Below are 14,562 nucleotides of genomic sequence, written 5' to 3' on the forward strand. Positions count from 1 at the left end.
GTAGCCGCTGGAAATATAATAGAATTTAAACGATTGATGACAAGAGATAAGACTACCGTGAAAACGCATGCAATAGATTTAGAGACCATGGGACGTTCTGGCCAGGCGCTGGATATTGCCAATGAAGAAATCAGCCTATCAGTAGAAAACCTGAACCTGTTTTATGAAGGTGGCAAGCAGGCACTTCACGATATCAGCCTGGATATTCCCAAGCAGCGTGTAACTGCATTTATCGGCCCTAGTGGTTGTGGTAAATCTACGCTATTGCGTTGCTTTAACCGCATGAACGATTTGGTTGATGGTTGTGAGATCGATGGAAAGATCCTGTTGGACCGTGAAGATATTTATCAGCGCGGTGTCGATGCTGCGTCATTGCGTCGTCGCATTGGTATGGTGTTTCAAAAGCCAAACCCTTTTCCAAAAACTATTTATGAAAATGTGGCCTACGGTTTACGTATTCAGGGCATTAATAAAAAGCGTGTATTAGATGAAGCGGTAGAGAAGTCTCTGCGTCAGGCAGCGTTATGGGATGAGGTTAAAGATCGCCTGCACGACAGTGCATTAGGTATGTCAGGCGGTCAGCAGCAGCGTTTGGTGATTGCCCGTACCGTGGCTATTGAACCGGAAGTGCTATTATTAGATGAGCCTGCATCAGCACTGGACCCCATTTCGACATTAAAAATCGAAGAGCTGATCAATGAGCTAAAATCGAAATACACCATTGTGATTGTCACCCACAATATGCAGCAGGCGGCACGGGTTTCCGATTACACTGCCTTTTTATATATGGGCAAGCTGATTGAGTTTGATAGTACGGATACATTATTTACTAACCCAGCCCAGAAACAAACCGAAGACTATATAACCGGCCGTTACGGTTAACGACTAAGGATAAAACCATGATCGATAAAGACGTACATAGCCATCATATCTCGCAGCAGTTTAATGCCGAGCTGGATACCGTCAAAACCCATATGCTGGAAATGGGTGGGCTGGTAGAGCAGCAGGTTCGCGATGCGATTACCGCCCTGATCGAAGGTGATAGCCAGTCGGCGGAAACGGTTAAGGTGAACGATAAGCAAATCAATTCCATGGAAGTGTCGATTGATGAAGAGTGCACCCGTATTCTTGCCAGACGGCAGCCGGCTGCCAGTGATTTACGTCTGGTTATTGCTATCAGTAAAGCGGTTATCGATCTTGAGCGTATTGGTGATGAGGCCGGTAAAATTGCTACCCAGGCCATTCAGTTATCAGAGAGTGGTGAATCCCCACGGGGCTATAAAGAAATTCGCCATATTGGTAACCATGTAGGCTTTATGGTGCGCGATGCCCTGGATGCGTTTGCCCGCTTTGATGTGGATATGGCCTTGGCCGTAGCCAAAGAAGATAAGTTGGTTGATGAAGAGTACGGTACAGCGGTAAGAAGTATTATTACCTTTATGATGGAAGACCCCCGTACCATCAGCCAAATGATGAATGTGATTTGGGCACTGCGCTCACTGGAACGAGTGGGTGATCATGCCCGCAATATTGCCGAGCATGTGATTTATTTGGTGAAGGGTAGGGATGTTCGTCATTTCGGTATTAAGGAAATGACCGCAGAAGTGCAGGATAATCAATAGTAGCTATTGAGGAATAAAGATTCCTGCCCCCGGCCCTAGCGGCCAGTCCATCACAATCCAGACTAGTAGTAATAGCGACCAGCTTAGTAAAAACGCCAGCGAGTAGGGCAGCATGGTCGCTATAATCGTTCCAATCCCAGCCTCCTTGTCATAGCGTTGCACAAAGGCAACGACCACCCCAAAGTAAGGCATTAACGGCGTAATAATATTGGTGGTGCTATCGCCAATTCTAAAAGCCATTTGCGTTGCTTCCGGGCTAATCCCCAGTAATAAAAACATCGGTACAAAAATAGGCGCAAACAGTGCCCATTTAGCGGATGCGCTACCAATCAGCAGATTAATCATTGCCGCCATCACAATAAAACTCACCAATAAGGTGGGCGCGCCTAAGCTTAATGATTTTAAAAAGCCTGCGCCGTTAATAGCGGCAATAGCCCCTAGCTGGCTCCAGCTAAAATAACTGACAAACTGTGCGGCAAAAAACATTAACACTAAATAGCTAGCCATGGTCACCATGCTCGATTCCATGCCTTTAATAACATCATTCTTATGGCTAAAGCTGCCGCTGACCTTGCCGTAGATATAACCGGCAATAGCTGCGTAACTGGCAATAATAATGACGATACCTGTGATAAAGGGTGAGCGTAGGATGGTATTGTCCGCGTCTCGTAGCAAACCGTGGTCGGGTAATAAGCCCCAAAGTAATAAGCCGATAACAATCAGGCTAAACCAGCCGGTTGCACGCAAGGCGGCCTTTTCTTGCGGGAGTAGGGTAGTACTAACAGATGAGTCATGGTTTGTTGTGTAACTGCCAAGACGGGGTTCAACAATTTTTTCTGTAACCCAGGTGCCGACCAGACTAATGACAACGGTTGAGATAATAAGAAAATAATAATTACCTGCCGCGTTTACTTCGTAATCACTTTGAATTAAGGCCGCCGCCTCGGTGGATATGCCAGCTAATATGGCATCGACAGGGCCGATAAGAATATTGGCACTGAAGCCCCCGGATACCCCGGCAAAAGCGGCAGCAATACCGGCCAGGGGATGACGTCCTGCTGAGACAAACACCAAAGCTGCTAAAGGTATTATTACGACATAGCCAGTATCCATCGCCAAACTGGAAAGCACGCTGGTTAACACCACAAATAAACTGAGCAACTGTCTGGGAGCTTTTAATACCGTAGCTTTTAACACGGCCCCAATTAACCCGGAATGTTCAGCAACGCCAATACCCATAATAGCGACTAACACACTGCCTACCGGGGCAAAATGGGTAAAGTTGGTGACGGTTTTAGTGAGGATAAGGTGCAAGCCTTCTTTGCTCAGCAAGTTCACGCTATTGATCGTGTCACCGCTAATTGGGTGTACGGCCGATAGGTCCAGCCAGCTACTGATGGCGGAGATCACTAGAATGATCGCGCATAAAGCCATAAATAAAATGGTGGGGTTGGGCAGTTTATTACCTGCCTGTTCAACACGCTGCAGCAAAGAGTTAAGTAGCATGGGTAGGGCTCAGTGGTGTGTTTTGATGAAGTGGATTCCCGTCTTCGCGGGAATGACGAAATAGTTGGTTATCTTGAATAATGCCTTAAGTAATGAGGCTCTTCTTCGATGCCCAATAGGTCGCGGCGGATTAAATCCAGCGTTGTCGCCATCACCATTTTTTGAAACCATTGCCGGGAGGCGTTAAAGCGCAGTCTGCGGGTATTAAGTTTGTACCTGTTGCCCCATGCGATCCATACGGTGCCTACGGGTTTTTCTTCGCTGCCGCCATCGGGGCCTGCTATACCGGATACGGCAATTGCATAATCAGCGCCGCTGTTTACCATCGCGCCATTCGCCATGGCAACTACTACCGGCTCACTGACAGCGCCTTGCTCAAGCAATACTGCGTTATCAACGCCGACCATAACGGCTTTCATGGAGTTGGAGTAGGTAACAAAGCCGGCTTCAAATACTGACGATGCGCCTGCAATTTCCGTAATCGACGCAGCGATTAAGCCACCGGTGCAGGACTCTGCTGTAGTTATTTGAGCGTTTTTCTCTTTTAACAGCAGAATAACAGCCTCAGCCAGAGTGGTGCTTTGCGGCCCGATAATATAATCGCCTATCAGTGCGCTTAAGCGTAGATAGCATTGCTGTTGCAGTTGTGAGTGGTTGGCATCGTGAATAGTTAATTTGATTTCCAGTAAAGGCATACCGGACCTAAAGCCCAGTTCCACTTCTTCGGGCCAATCACTCAATTGATTATTAACCAGTTGCTGCAAAGTAGACTCACCAAGACCGAAGGTCTGGAAACGGATGGTAGATGGCTCTTTATTGTTAGGGAAGCGCTGGCAGATCATATCGACTATGGTCTGCTCCATCATAGGCTTTAGTTCGTTGGGTACGCCGGGGGTGCAAATAATTAAGCAGTCGTTGTGGTTAATTGAAAAACCAACCGCACTGCCAACAGGGTTGGGGATGACTTCAACGCCAGCGGGCAACAGGGCTTGTTTAAGGTTGGCATCATTGAGTGCCAGCCTGTGCCGCTGGCACCAGTTAATCAGGTGCTCTTTGGCAATAATATTTTCTTCTATCACCTGCCCTGTCAGTTCACTGAGGATTTGTGCCGTAAGATCATCAATGGTGGGCCCTAAACCGCCATTTACAATAAGCACATCGCTGGCTTGAGATTGTTGCTTCATTTCTGCCAATAATTCAGCGCTGTCATCGCCAACGGTAACCTTTCTGGCAATGCCATAGCCTTTGGCGGCTAATTGTTGGGCAATCATGGCCGAGTTAGAGTCAACTGTATGGCCTGACATTAGTTCATTGCCGGTGAGGAGTAATTGTATTTTCATAAGAGACTTCTGGAATTTTAGTTGTTGTCTGTTTGCAGCGTTGTTAATCTAGTGTCTTATTGAGCATCGCCACTGATTGCCGATAATACACCATAAACAGGATAGCTTATGACTGATATTTCCGAGCTGGATTTCCATGATTTCCACCTTCAGGAATTGCCACGCCGGCTGGCGGCAGGCCATGGTCAGTTAGCAGCTGTGGCTGCCCGCGAACTCCCTGCTATTTGTTTCCGAATTAAAGACACCGATAATGCTTATACCTTACAGCCCCAGCCTGACACTATTGCGATAGTGGCTGGCACCGAGGCTGAAACAGTGGTTGAGCTTGATGACTCTGAATGGCAAGGGTTGATAAGGGGTGGACCTATACCGGCTGTGTTAGGTGATGCGGACCTGTCTATACGATGGGAGTCAGTATTAAAAGCGATGGTTTACGGAGAAGATGTCATTCCCGCCCCCCACCGTCATTCCCGCCCCCCCCCGTCATTCCCGCGAAGGCGGGAATCCAATGCTGTAGATTTCCGCTTTAGCGGAAATAACAGCATAAGCGTGCAGGCTGGATTCCCGCCTTCGCGGGAATGACGGGGGGGGGCGGGAATTGACGGTGAGGGGGGCGGGAATGACGAGAGGGGTTCGGGAATGAGATATTATTTAACCAGGGGTTTATAGCAATGAAATTAATGAAAGTCTTATCGGTTCTACTAATCGTGATTGCGGTGGGTGTTTTTTATGTCGTGAGTAATATTAACACCGTAGTTAAGGATGCCATCGTACAGGTGGGTTCTGATACGTTAAAAACAACGGTGACCCTGGACAGTGTAGATATTCTATTATTAAGTAGCCGGGCTCGGCTTTCCGGTTTGGTGATTGCCAACCCTGCTGGCTTTAGCGCACCGTCATTATTTGAAATGGATAATATAGTGGTCGACCTGGATGTGATGTCACTGCTGGATAGAGTGATTGATATCCAGGAAATAAGCATCGATGGCGCCAGGGTAACGGCGGAGCAAAAGGGCGCAACAACCAATGTACAAGCCTTACTGAAAAGCCTTGAGAGTGGGGCTTCTCCCTCGACACCCGTACCGGAACAGCCTGCCGAAGAACCTTCAGCTCCAGTTGATGTGCTGATCAAGGTAGGGCAATTTGACTTTGTTAATAGCGCCACTGAATTGGTGACGGAGAAGTGGGGAGCGAAAGACGTATCGATACCGGCTATTAAGTTAAGCAATATTGGTGGCGAATCCGGTGTACCTCCTGAGGGTCTGGCCAATGCCATTATCAAACCCTTGCTGAAGCAATTAAATAAAGCACTTAAGGATCGGCTGCAGGAATTACTGGAAGATGAAGCCAAAGCTAAAGCGAAAGAAAAGCTGAAAGAAAAGGAAGACGAGCTAAAAGCAAAAATAGATAAGAAGCTGGAGGAAAAAATAGGCGACAAGGATACCGTTGATGCTCTTAAGTCACTATTTTCTAAATAACAACTTTAACGCTTCTATAGAGGCTCGGGGCAGTAGTAATGTAGCGCTGCCTTGCTACCTTTGTTGCAAAATCTTGCTGTAAATAGCTGAATAAGGGAGAGTGATATGGGTGAAATCAGACGTGTCGTGCAACCAATTGAAGTCAACTATATTTGCGACCAGTGCGAGCACGGCATGATGCATAAAGTAGGCGAGATGGATGAAAGCACCGGTGATATTCCACATAAGTGTGTGATCTGCGGCCACCAGCAAACTTTTCAGTGGGTCAGTTACCCCCGTATCGATTATACCGATGAAGGCGCCAGCCTTTAATCACTGCTAACCGCCATAAAGCCAGCGGTCTGTTCATGATAAGTTTAAAGGCAAAAAAAAACCGCATATTTCAATGCGGTTTTTGTCAGCCATTTGGTTGCTAGCGCTTGCTGAGTTCAGTGAAATCACGCTGCGTAGGCCCAGTGTAAAGCTGGCGAGGTCGACCGATACGAGAGTTATCGGCAATCATTTCATTCCAGTGTGCAATCCAGCCTGGTGTTCTACCAAGGGCAAAAATCACAGTAAACATGCTGGTGGGAATGCCCATAGCTTTGAGGATAATACCTGAGTAGAAATCAACATTCGGGTAAAGCTTCTTGGAGATAAAGTAATCATCTTCCAGGGCAATCTGCTCTAAACGCTTGGCAATCTTAAGTAGAGGGTCATTATCCAGACCTAGTTCACTCAGTACTTCATCAGCGGTTTGTTTCATAACTTTGGCGCGAGGATCAAAGTTTTTATAAACACGGTGACCAAAGCCCATTAAACGGAAAGGATCGTTCTTGTCCTTGGCTTTAGCAACAAACTCATCAATACGACTTTCATCGCCGATTTCGTTGAGCATATCCAATACCGCTTCATTAGCACCACCGTGTGATGGCCCCCAAAGGGCAGAAATACCAGCGGCAATAGCGGCAAATGGGTTAGTGCCTGTTGAGCCGGCCAAACGAACAGTAGAAGTAGAAGCATTTTGCTCGTGATCAGCGTGAAGGATAAAGATCTTATCCATGGCCTTGGCCAGGGTCGGGCTGATTTTGTACTCTTCACAAGGGGTGCTGAACATCATGCTCAGGAAGTTTTCTGAATAGTTCAGGTCGTTGCGAGGGTAAACAAAAGGTTGACCGATAGAGAATTTATAGGCCATTGCTGCCAGGGTTGGCATTTTGGCGATCAGGCGAATAGCAGAGATATTGCGGTGCTTTTCGTTAGTGATATCCAGTGAGTCATGGTAGAAAGCTGACAGCGCGCCAACAACACCACAGAGAATAGCCATTGGGTGTGCGTCGCGGCGAAAACCTTTAAAGAACGAGGTCATCTGGTCGTGAACCATGGTGTGCATGGTGATCTTTTCTACAAAATCTGCTTTTTCAGCTGGGGTTGGTAATTCGCCATTCCACAATAGCCAGCAGGTTTCTAAAAAGTCAGATTCGTTGGCCAGTTGCTCAATAGGGTAGCCGCCGTGTAGTAATACCCCTTTACCACCATCTATATAAGTGATCTTGGATTCACAGGCTGCAGTAGAAACAAAACCCGGGTCATACGTAAACATGCCTTGCCCTGTCAGTGCGCCAACATCGACTACGTCGGGGCCGATACTGCCGGAATAGATAGGGAGGTCAATGGCGTCTTTGCCTGGGATGGCCAGAGTCGCTTTTTTATCAGACATGTAAAACTCCTAACGTTTTGATTTTCTGAGTGATTCCAGTACTGGTCGCCGGCATTGCGTTATGCTGGCCGCCGTTTTGCATTTTGCTGTATAGAGGGTGGACAATCATAGAGTTTTGGTGGTTTTTGTCAATGGGGAATTTAGCTCCTGATCTTATAATATGCTGTTAAATCAAAGCTTTTCGAGATTTTTAGCAGCCGATCGGACGGTATTACAATTTTTCTTCTTTTAAATAGCGTAATAAAGTGGATTTATTCTTGAGGGGGGGTGTTAGCGTTTGTAATCTTATATCGATATGCCTATAATTCGCCGCGGATTCCAAGGGCTGTCTGTGGGGCTAAGTCTAACGCTGGCTTAGTTTTTTTCTCAAATTGCTCTCTTGATCCCAAGCGCTTCGCTAACCTTTAACCGCCTGCTTACCTGGTCGCCGATTATAGTCGCCGAATAGATAAGGGGCCTGACAAGTGTGATAAAACCGTGACTGATAAACGACCTGTAAATCTTGATATCGGCACCATAGACCTGCCGTTACCTGCATTGGCGTCGATTACCCACCGTATTACCGGTGTGATTCTCGTAGCTGGTGCCGCCGTTCTGCTTTGGCTATTGGATGAATCCCTGGCCAGTGAAGAGGGCTTTAACACCGTTAAAACCCTGGCTGATTCCTTTTTAGTAAAACTGATTGTGTGGGGCGTTTTGTCTGCACTGATTTATCACTCTGTAGCGGGTATCAAACACCTGATTATGGATCTGGGCATTGGTGAGACCCTTGAGGGCGGCCAGACTGGAGCCAAACTGGTTTTAATCGTCTCTGCTGTGTTAATTATTCTGGCGGGAGCGATGGTATGGTAACTTCAGTAACGAATTTTGGTCGCAGCGGCCTCTCAGACTGGTTAATGCAGCGTGTCACCGGTGTGATTCTGTTAGCTTATACCGTCGTAATCGCTGGTGTTTTATTGCTGTGCTCCCCTGACTACGCTCAGTGGAAGGCTTTGTTCGATGAGACCTGGATGAAGACCTTTACCCTGGCGGCAATTCTCTCTATTGCTTCTCATGCCTGGATTGGATTGTGGTCTGTTTCTACCGATTATCTCGTAAGACATGTACTGACTATTAAATTAGGGCCCGCCGTTGGTGCTCAAGCTAACCTATTGCGTTGGGCCTTTCAGGCTGCCAGTGCGGTTGTCCTGTTCACTTATGTTGTCTGGGGCATCCAGATCCTTTGGGGTTAATCAATAATGACTATTAGAACTATTTCATTTGACGGTGTAATCGTCGGTGGTGGCGGTGCAGGTATGCGCGCCGCATTGCAACTTTCCCAGTCTGGTTACAAGACTGCGGTTATCTCTAAAGTATTTCCTACTCGCTCACACACAGTGTCCGCCCAAGGCGGTATTACCTGTGCAATTGCGTCTAACGATCCCAATGATGATTGGCGCTGGCATATGTATGACACCGTAAAAGGGTCAGACTATATTGGTGACCAGGACGCTATCGAATATATGTGTAGCGTGGGCCCGGAAGCGGTTTACGAATTAGACCATATGGGTATGCCGTTCTCTCGTACTGAAGAAGGCCGTATCTACCAGCGTCCTTTTGGTGGTCAATCTAAAGGACCTGACAATCCAACTCAGGCTGCTCGTACTTGTGCTGCGGCTGACCGTACTGGTCACGCGCTATTGCACACCCTTTACCAGGGCAATATGAAGAACGAAACGGTGTTCTTTAACGAGTGGTACGCAACCGACCTGGTTAAAAATGAAGATGGCGCTGTAACCGGTGTTATCGCTATCTGCATCGAGACTGGCGAAGTTGTTCATATCAAATCAAAAGCGACCGTATTAGCCACAGGTGGTGCCGGTCGTATTTATGCTTCTACGACTAATGCGCACATTAATACTGGTGACGGTATTGGTATGGCATTGCGTGCCGGTGTGCCGGTTCAGGATATTGAAATGTGGCAGTTCCACCCAACCGGTATTGCCGGCGCGGGTGTGCTTGTGACTGAAGGTTGTCGCGGTGAAGGTGGCTATCTGGTCAATAAAGACGGCGAGCGCTTTATGGAGCGTTATGCACCTAACGCAAAAGACCTGGCGGGCCGTGATGTTGTTGCCCGTTCTATGACTTTAGAAATCCTTGAAGGCCGCGGTTGTGGTCCTGATGGCGATCACGTTTACCTGAAGCTTGATCACTTGGGTGAAGAAGTACTTGAAAGTCGTCTGCCTGGTATCTGTGAATTATCACGTACCTTCGCACACGCTGACCCGGTTAAAGAGCCGGTGCCAGTAATACCAACCTGCCACTATATGATGGGTGGTATTCCAACTAACGTTGATGGTCAGGCGATTACCGTTGATGCTGATGGCAACGACCAAATTATTCCAGGTCTGTATGCCTGTGGTGAGGTTGCTTGTGTATCGGTGCACGGTGCTAACCGTTTGGGTGGTAACTCACTGCTTGACCTGGTTGTATTTGGCCGATCTTCGGGTCTGCATATTGAGAAGTCGCTTCGCGAAGGTATCGATATGAAAGATGCTACCGAAGCAGAAATTGCCAAAGCAGCTTCACGCTTAACCAGCCTGAACAATACGACTGGCGGCGAAGGCGTTGCCGCCTTGCGTAAAGAGCTACAAACCATTATGCAGAACTACTTCGGTGTATTCCGTCGCGGTGACTATATGAAGGAAGGTATTAAAAAGCTGGCTGAATTACGTCCTCGTATTGAAAATGCGCATCTTGCAGATAAGAGTAATGCTTATAACACGGCTCGCATCGAAATTTTGGAACTTCATAACTTGTTTGAGGTTGCAGAAGCCACAGCGATTGCCGCTGAAGAGCGCAAAGAAAGCCGCGGCGCTCACGCCCGTGAAGATTTTGAAGATCGTGACGATGAGAATTGGCTGTGTCACTCCATGTACTTCCCTGGCGACAAGAGTGTCGGTAAGCGCGGTGTAAACTTTACCCCGAAAACCGTTGATACTTTCCAGCCGAAAATACGTACCTATTAACAGTGAAATGAAGTAACAGCAAAATCAAAAACAGCCAGTTGAGCCAAAGATTAAGAGGCTAGAAAAATATGTTGAATGTTAGTATTTATCGTTACAACCCGGAAACAGACGCCGAGCCGTATATGCAGGACCTGGAAGTTGATACCGCTGGTAAAGACTTAATGGTACTGGATGTCCTTGAGCTGATTAAGGCCGAAGACACAACTACTTCTTACCGTCGTTCATGCCGTGAAGGTGTGTGTGGTTCTGATGGTATGAATATCAATGGTAAAAACGGCCTGGCCTGTATTATGCCATTATCTGAAGCCATGAAAGGCGGCAATAAGCTGGTTCTGCGCCCGTTACCGGGCCTGCCTGTTATCCGTGACCTGGTTGTGGATATGAGCTTATTCTACAAGCAGTATGAAAAGGTTAAGCCATTCCTCATTAATGATACCCCGGCGCCAGCCATTGAACGTCTACAGTCACCTGAAGAGCGTGAGAAGTTAGACGGTCTTTATGAGTGTATCCTGTGTGCTTGTTGTTCTACCGCTTGTCCTTCATTCTGGTGGAACCCGGATCGCTTTATCGGTCCTTCGGGTCTGTTACAGGCTTACCGTTTCCTGGCGGACAGTCGTGATACATCAACTGAACAGCGCTTGGCTGATCTGGATGATCCATTCAGTGTTTTCCGTTGCCACGGTATCCAAAACTGTGTCAGTGTTTGTCCTAAGGGCTTGAACCCTACCAAAGCTATCGGGCATATTCGCAATATGCTTTTAACTAGCGCAACATAAGCGTTAGGCATAGCAGCAAAAATAAGCCAAAAGCTTGTTTTTTTTGTTGTTTGAATACGGTGTAAGTGTCAGATTCGTCTACACTTACACAGTGTTCCAGGCATTACATTTTTTATATTCAATTATCGTGATGCGGGATATGGTGATGGCACTTACCAGTGCATCTTATTAACTGCTATATCCAACAAGTATAAGCTCTGTCACTACCATGGCAGGTCTTCGTTATCTCAGGGTTTAAGCAAAGCCTTGCGTAATGTTAACGCGCTTGTTGCAGAGGCCCAAAGACATGCAAAAAGACTCAATGGAGTTGTTATGGGGTAGCTCCCATATTTCAGGTGGCAATGCCACCTATGTAGAAGACCTCTACGAAACCTATCTACAGGACCCTAATAATGTGCCGGAAGAGTGGCGCACCTACTTTGAAAAACTACCCCAGGTCAATGGCAATGTGCGGCAGGATATTCCGCACTCTACGATTCGCGACCACTTTACCCAATTAGCCAAAGCTAAAATTAAACCGCTATCTGTTGAAAGTGATAGTGGTATTACCGAGCATGAAAGAAAACAGGTTCGGGTTATCCAGCTTTGTAGTGCCTATCGTCAACGTGGCCACCAGCAAACCAAACTGGATCCGTTAGGCCTGGAGGTTCGCGCGCCTGTTCCCGATCTCGACCTTCACTACCATAAATTATCCGCTGCTGATCTCGATACCGTCTTTCAAACCGGCAGTCTGTTTATTGGTAAAGACCAGGCCACCTTAAAAGAAATTGTTGATTCGTTAGAGCAAACCTACTGCAACACTATCGGTGCTGAGTTTATGCATATTGTTGCCACCGAAGAGCGACAGTGGATTCAGCAGCGGATGGAAAGTGTTCGCTCTAAACCCTCTTATGGCGATGATGTGTTATTGCATTTGCATGAGCGTCTTACAGCCGCAGAAGGCTTGGGTAAAGTACTGGCTTCAAAATACCCCGGTGTGAAACGCTTTGGTCTGGAAGGGGGGGAAAGCCTGATTCCGATGATGGATGCGATGATTCAACGCATCGGTTCATACTCTGCCAAAGAAGTGGTTATCAGTATGGCCCACCGTGGCCGGTTAAATGTACTGGTCAATGTATTGGGTAAAAATCCCTCGGAATTATTTGATGAGTTTGAAGGCCGAGCCGAATATCAAGGCTCCGCTGATGTGAAATACCATCAGGGCTTTTCTTCTACTGTTGAAACTCCAGGTGGCGAAATGCACTTGGCCTTAGCCTTTAATCCGTCCCACCTCGAAATTGGTGCGCCGGTTGTAGAGGGCTCAGTACGTGCCCGCCAGGATCGCCGTGAAGATCCTGTGGGTAAAAAGGTTGTACCTTTGATTCTACATGGTGATGCGGCATTTGCAGGACAGGGTGTGGTGATGGAAACCTTCCAGATGTCACAGACCCGCGCCTATAAAACCGGCGGTACCATTCATCTTGTTATTAACAACCAGGTTGGTTTTACCACTAGTAAGCGAGAAGATTCTCGTTCAACAGAATACTGTACCGATGTGGCCAAAATGGTACAGGCCCCTATCTTCCATGTTAATGCTGATGATCCTGAAGCGGTTTTATTTGTTAGCCAAATGGCCGTCGATTATCGCCAGCAATTTAATAAAGATATTGTTATTGATTTGGTATGTTACCGTCGCCGTGGTCACAATGAAGCGGATGAACCCTCTGGTACCCAGCCATTAATGTATCAACAAATCAAAAAGCAGCGGACTACCCGTGATTTATATGCGGATAAGCTGATTGCCCAGTCTTTAATCACTAAAGATTACGACACTGAAGTGATTGAAAGTTATCGTCGCGCTTTAGAGAGCGGCGAGCATGTGGCCAAGAGTTTAGTCCATGAGCCCAACGAAAAGCTGTTTGTCGATTGGAATCCTTACCTGGGTCACGATTGGGATTGCCCCTGTGATACCCGTATCGACCTGAAAAAATTACAGGAAGTGGCGGCAAAAATTAATGCTATCCCTGAAGGCTTTCCTATCCAGCGTCAAGTTGGGAAAATCTATGAAGACCGTCATAAAATGGCCGCCGGTGCGACGCCGATTAACTGGGGGTTTGCTGAAACTCTCGCCTACGGCACTTTGTTAGATGCAGGCAACCCGATTCGTTTAACTGGCCAGGATGTTGGTCGCGGAACCTTTTCCCACCGCCATGCGGTTTTGCATAGTCAAAACGATGCTTCTATTCATGTGCCTTTACAGCATATTGCAGAAGATCAGCCAACCTTTACTATCCACGATTCCCTATTATCAGAGGAAGCGGTATTGGCTTTTGAATATGGTTATGCCACTACCATGCCGAATGTGATGGTGATTTGGGAGGCGCAATTTGGTGATTTTGCTAACGGTGCCCAAGTGGTTATCGATCAGTTTATTACCAGCGGTGAACATAAGTGGCAGCGTTTATGTGGTTTAACGATGTTGCTGCCCCATGGTTATGAAGGGCAGGGGCCAGAACACTCCTCGGCTCGTCTTGAGCGCTTTTTACAGCTATCGGCTGAACATAATATCCAGGTTTGTGTGCCAACCACTCCGGCACAGGTCTTCCATATGTTGCGCAGGCAGTCTTTGCGCCCCTTGCGTAAACCATTGATTGTTATGTCACCGAAAAGCTTACTGCGTCATAAAGAAGCGGTTTCAACTCTTGAGGAATTGGCGGATGGCCAGTTCCAAAATGTACTTGGTGAAACCGATCAGCTCGATCCGAAAAAAGTAACGCGCGCTGTAGTTTGTAGCGGTAAGGTCTATTACGATTTACGTGAAACTCGCCGCGAAAAAGCAATAGACAATGTTGTTATTATTCGTTTGGAGCAACTCTATCCATTCCCTGAGCAAGGGCTGGAAGAGGCATTAGCTCCTTTCACCGAGTTACAAGAAATCGTCTGGTGTCAGGAAGAGCCAATGAACCAGGGCGCCTGGTACTCCAGTCAGCACCATATGCGTCGTGTAATTCATAAACATAAGAGTGCCTTGTATCTTGAGTATGCGGGGCGTGATGCTTCGGCTTCACCTGCGGCGGGTTATATGGCTCTGCATGTTGCGCAGCAACAAAAACTGATTGCCGAAGCATTGGGTTTGGAATAAGACTTTACTAAG

General features: G+C 47.2%; 13 protein-coding genes. 10 read left to right on the top strand and 3 right to left on the bottom strand.

What is annotated here, in order from left to right:
* The first annotated feature begins 87 nt into the window (after positions 1–87).
* Together pstB and phoU are read left to right on the top strand one after the other, a co-directional pair.
* Complete coding sequence (pstB, locus tag P8H32_RS01025; RefSeq protein WP_297292476.1) at positions 88–882, top strand: phosphate ABC transporter ATP-binding protein PstB; 795 nt, start codon at positions 88–90, stop codon at positions 880–882.
* Positions 883–899: 17 nt separating this feature from the next.
* Entirely contained in the window at positions 900–1,622 is a 723-nt protein-coding gene (gene phoU, locus P8H32_RS01030) for a phosphate signaling complex protein PhoU (RefSeq protein WP_297292473.1), read from the top strand.
* A 3-nt stretch (positions 1,623–1,625) separates the two neighbouring features.
* Here phoU and P8H32_RS01035 read toward each other — a convergent pair whose 3' ends face one another.
* Both P8H32_RS01035 and P8H32_RS01040 read right to left on the bottom strand, forming a co-directional pair.
* Positions 1,626–3,128, bottom strand: a complete 1,503-nt coding sequence (locus P8H32_RS01035; RefSeq protein WP_301088227.1) for an AbgT family transporter — start codon at positions 3,126–3,128, stop codon at positions 1,626–1,628.
* Positions 3,129–3,196: 68 nt separating this feature from the next.
* On the bottom strand, positions 3,197–4,468 hold the full coding sequence (locus P8H32_RS01040) for a CinA family nicotinamide mononucleotide deamidase-related protein (RefSeq protein ID WP_301088228.1): 1,272 nt from the start codon (positions 4,466–4,468) through the stop codon (positions 3,197–3,199).
* Positions 4,469–4,576: 108 nt separating this feature from the next.
* On the opposite strand from P8H32_RS01040, the gene P8H32_RS01045 reads away from it, so the two are divergent.
* The 3 genes from P8H32_RS01045 (at position 4,577) to P8H32_RS01055 (ending at position 6,258) form a co-directional block, all read left to right on the top strand.
* Complete coding sequence (locus P8H32_RS01045; protein WP_301088229.1) at positions 4,577–5,050, top strand: hypothetical protein; 474 nt, start codon at positions 4,577–4,579, stop codon at positions 5,048–5,050.
* An 89-nt stretch (positions 5,051–5,139) separates the two neighbouring features.
* The gene (locus tag P8H32_RS01050) at positions 5,140–5,946 is read left to right on the top strand and encodes an AsmA family protein (protein ID WP_297291269.1); all 807 of its coding nucleotides are present in this window, start codon (positions 5,140–5,142) and stop codon (positions 5,944–5,946) included.
* A gap of 105 nt (positions 5,947–6,051) precedes the next feature.
* Positions 6,052–6,258, top strand: a complete 207-nt coding sequence (locus P8H32_RS01055; RefSeq protein WP_297291270.1) for a type II citrate synthase — start codon at positions 6,052–6,054, stop codon at positions 6,256–6,258.
* Between the two features lie 100 nt (positions 6,259–6,358).
* On the opposite strand, the gene gltA is transcribed toward P8H32_RS01055, so the two are convergent.
* Positions 6,359–7,645, bottom strand: a complete 1,287-nt coding sequence (gene gltA / locus P8H32_RS01060; RefSeq protein WP_297291271.1) for a citrate synthase — start codon at positions 7,643–7,645, stop codon at positions 6,359–6,361.
* A 477-nt stretch (positions 7,646–8,122) separates the two neighbouring features.
* On the opposite strand from gltA, the gene sdhC reads away from it, so the two are divergent.
* From sdhC to P8H32_RS01085, 5 genes are all read left to right on the top strand, one after another.
* Positions 8,123–8,497 carry a succinate dehydrogenase, cytochrome b556 subunit gene (sdhC, locus tag P8H32_RS01065; RefSeq protein ID WP_297291272.1) on the top strand — a complete coding sequence of 125 codons (375 nt, stop codon included), beginning with the start codon at positions 8,123–8,125 and terminating at the stop codon, positions 8,495–8,497.
* The gene (gene sdhD, locus P8H32_RS01070) at positions 8,491–8,877 is read left to right on the top strand and encodes a succinate dehydrogenase, hydrophobic membrane anchor protein (RefSeq protein WP_297291273.1); all 387 of its coding nucleotides are present in this window, start codon (positions 8,491–8,493) and stop codon (positions 8,875–8,877) included. The genes sdhC and sdhD overlap by 7 nt, the downstream gene beginning before the upstream one ends.
* A gap of 3 nt (positions 8,878–8,880) precedes the next feature.
* The gene (gene sdhA / locus P8H32_RS01075) at positions 8,881–10,653 is read left to right on the top strand and encodes a succinate dehydrogenase flavoprotein subunit (protein ID WP_297291293.1); all 1,773 of its coding nucleotides are present in this window, start codon (positions 8,881–8,883) and stop codon (positions 10,651–10,653) included.
* Positions 10,654–10,721: 68 nt separating this feature from the next.
* Positions 10,722–11,429, top strand: a complete 708-nt coding sequence (locus tag P8H32_RS01080; protein ID WP_297291274.1) for a succinate dehydrogenase iron-sulfur subunit — start codon at positions 10,722–10,724, stop codon at positions 11,427–11,429.
* 286 nt (positions 11,430–11,715) lie between these two features.
* Entirely contained in the window at positions 11,716–14,550 is a 2,835-nt protein-coding gene (locus tag P8H32_RS01085; RefSeq protein WP_297291275.1) for a 2-oxoglutarate dehydrogenase E1 component, read from the top strand.
* Positions 14,551–14,562: the final 12 nt, after the last annotated feature.

The sequence above is a fragment of the Oceanicoccus sp. genome, assembly GCF_029238675.1.
In the GTDB taxonomy this organism is placed as follows: Bacteria; Pseudomonadota; Gammaproteobacteria; order Pseudomonadales; family Dasaniaceae; genus Oceanicoccus.

Coding starts and splice junctions, on each gene's coding strand:
- P8H32_RS01080 (WP_297291274.1), top strand. CDS start 10,722: ATGTTGAATGTTAGTATTTATCGTTACAACCCGGAAACAGACGCCGAG.
- phoU (WP_297292473.1), top strand. CDS start 900: ATGATCGATAAAGACGTACATAGCCATCATATCTCGCAGCAGTTTAAT.
- gltA (WP_297291271.1), bottom strand. CDS start 7,645: ATGTCTGATAAAAAAGCGACTCTGGCCATCCCAGGCAAAGACGCCATT.
- sdhD (WP_297291273.1), top strand. CDS start 8,491: ATGGTAACTTCAGTAACGAATTTTGGTCGCAGCGGCCTCTCAGACTGG.
- P8H32_RS01055 (WP_297291270.1), top strand. CDS start 6,052: ATGGGTGAAATCAGACGTGTCGTGCAACCAATTGAAGTCAACTATATT.
- P8H32_RS01040 (WP_301088228.1), bottom strand. CDS start 4,468: ATGAAAATACAATTACTCCTCACCGGCAATGAACTAATGTCAGGCCAT.
- P8H32_RS01085 (WP_297291275.1), top strand. CDS start 11,716: ATGCAAAAAGACTCAATGGAGTTGTTATGGGGTAGCTCCCATATTTCA.
- P8H32_RS01035 (WP_301088227.1), bottom strand. CDS start 3,128: ATGCTACTTAACTCTTTGCTGCAGCGTGTTGAACAGGCAGGTAATAAA.
- pstB (WP_297292476.1), top strand. CDS start 88: ATGGGACGTTCTGGCCAGGCGCTGGATATTGCCAATGAAGAAATCAGC.
- P8H32_RS01045 (WP_301088229.1), top strand. CDS start 4,577: ATGACTGATATTTCCGAGCTGGATTTCCATGATTTCCACCTTCAGGAA.
- P8H32_RS01050 (WP_297291269.1), top strand. CDS start 5,140: ATGAAATTAATGAAAGTCTTATCGGTTCTACTAATCGTGATTGCGGTG.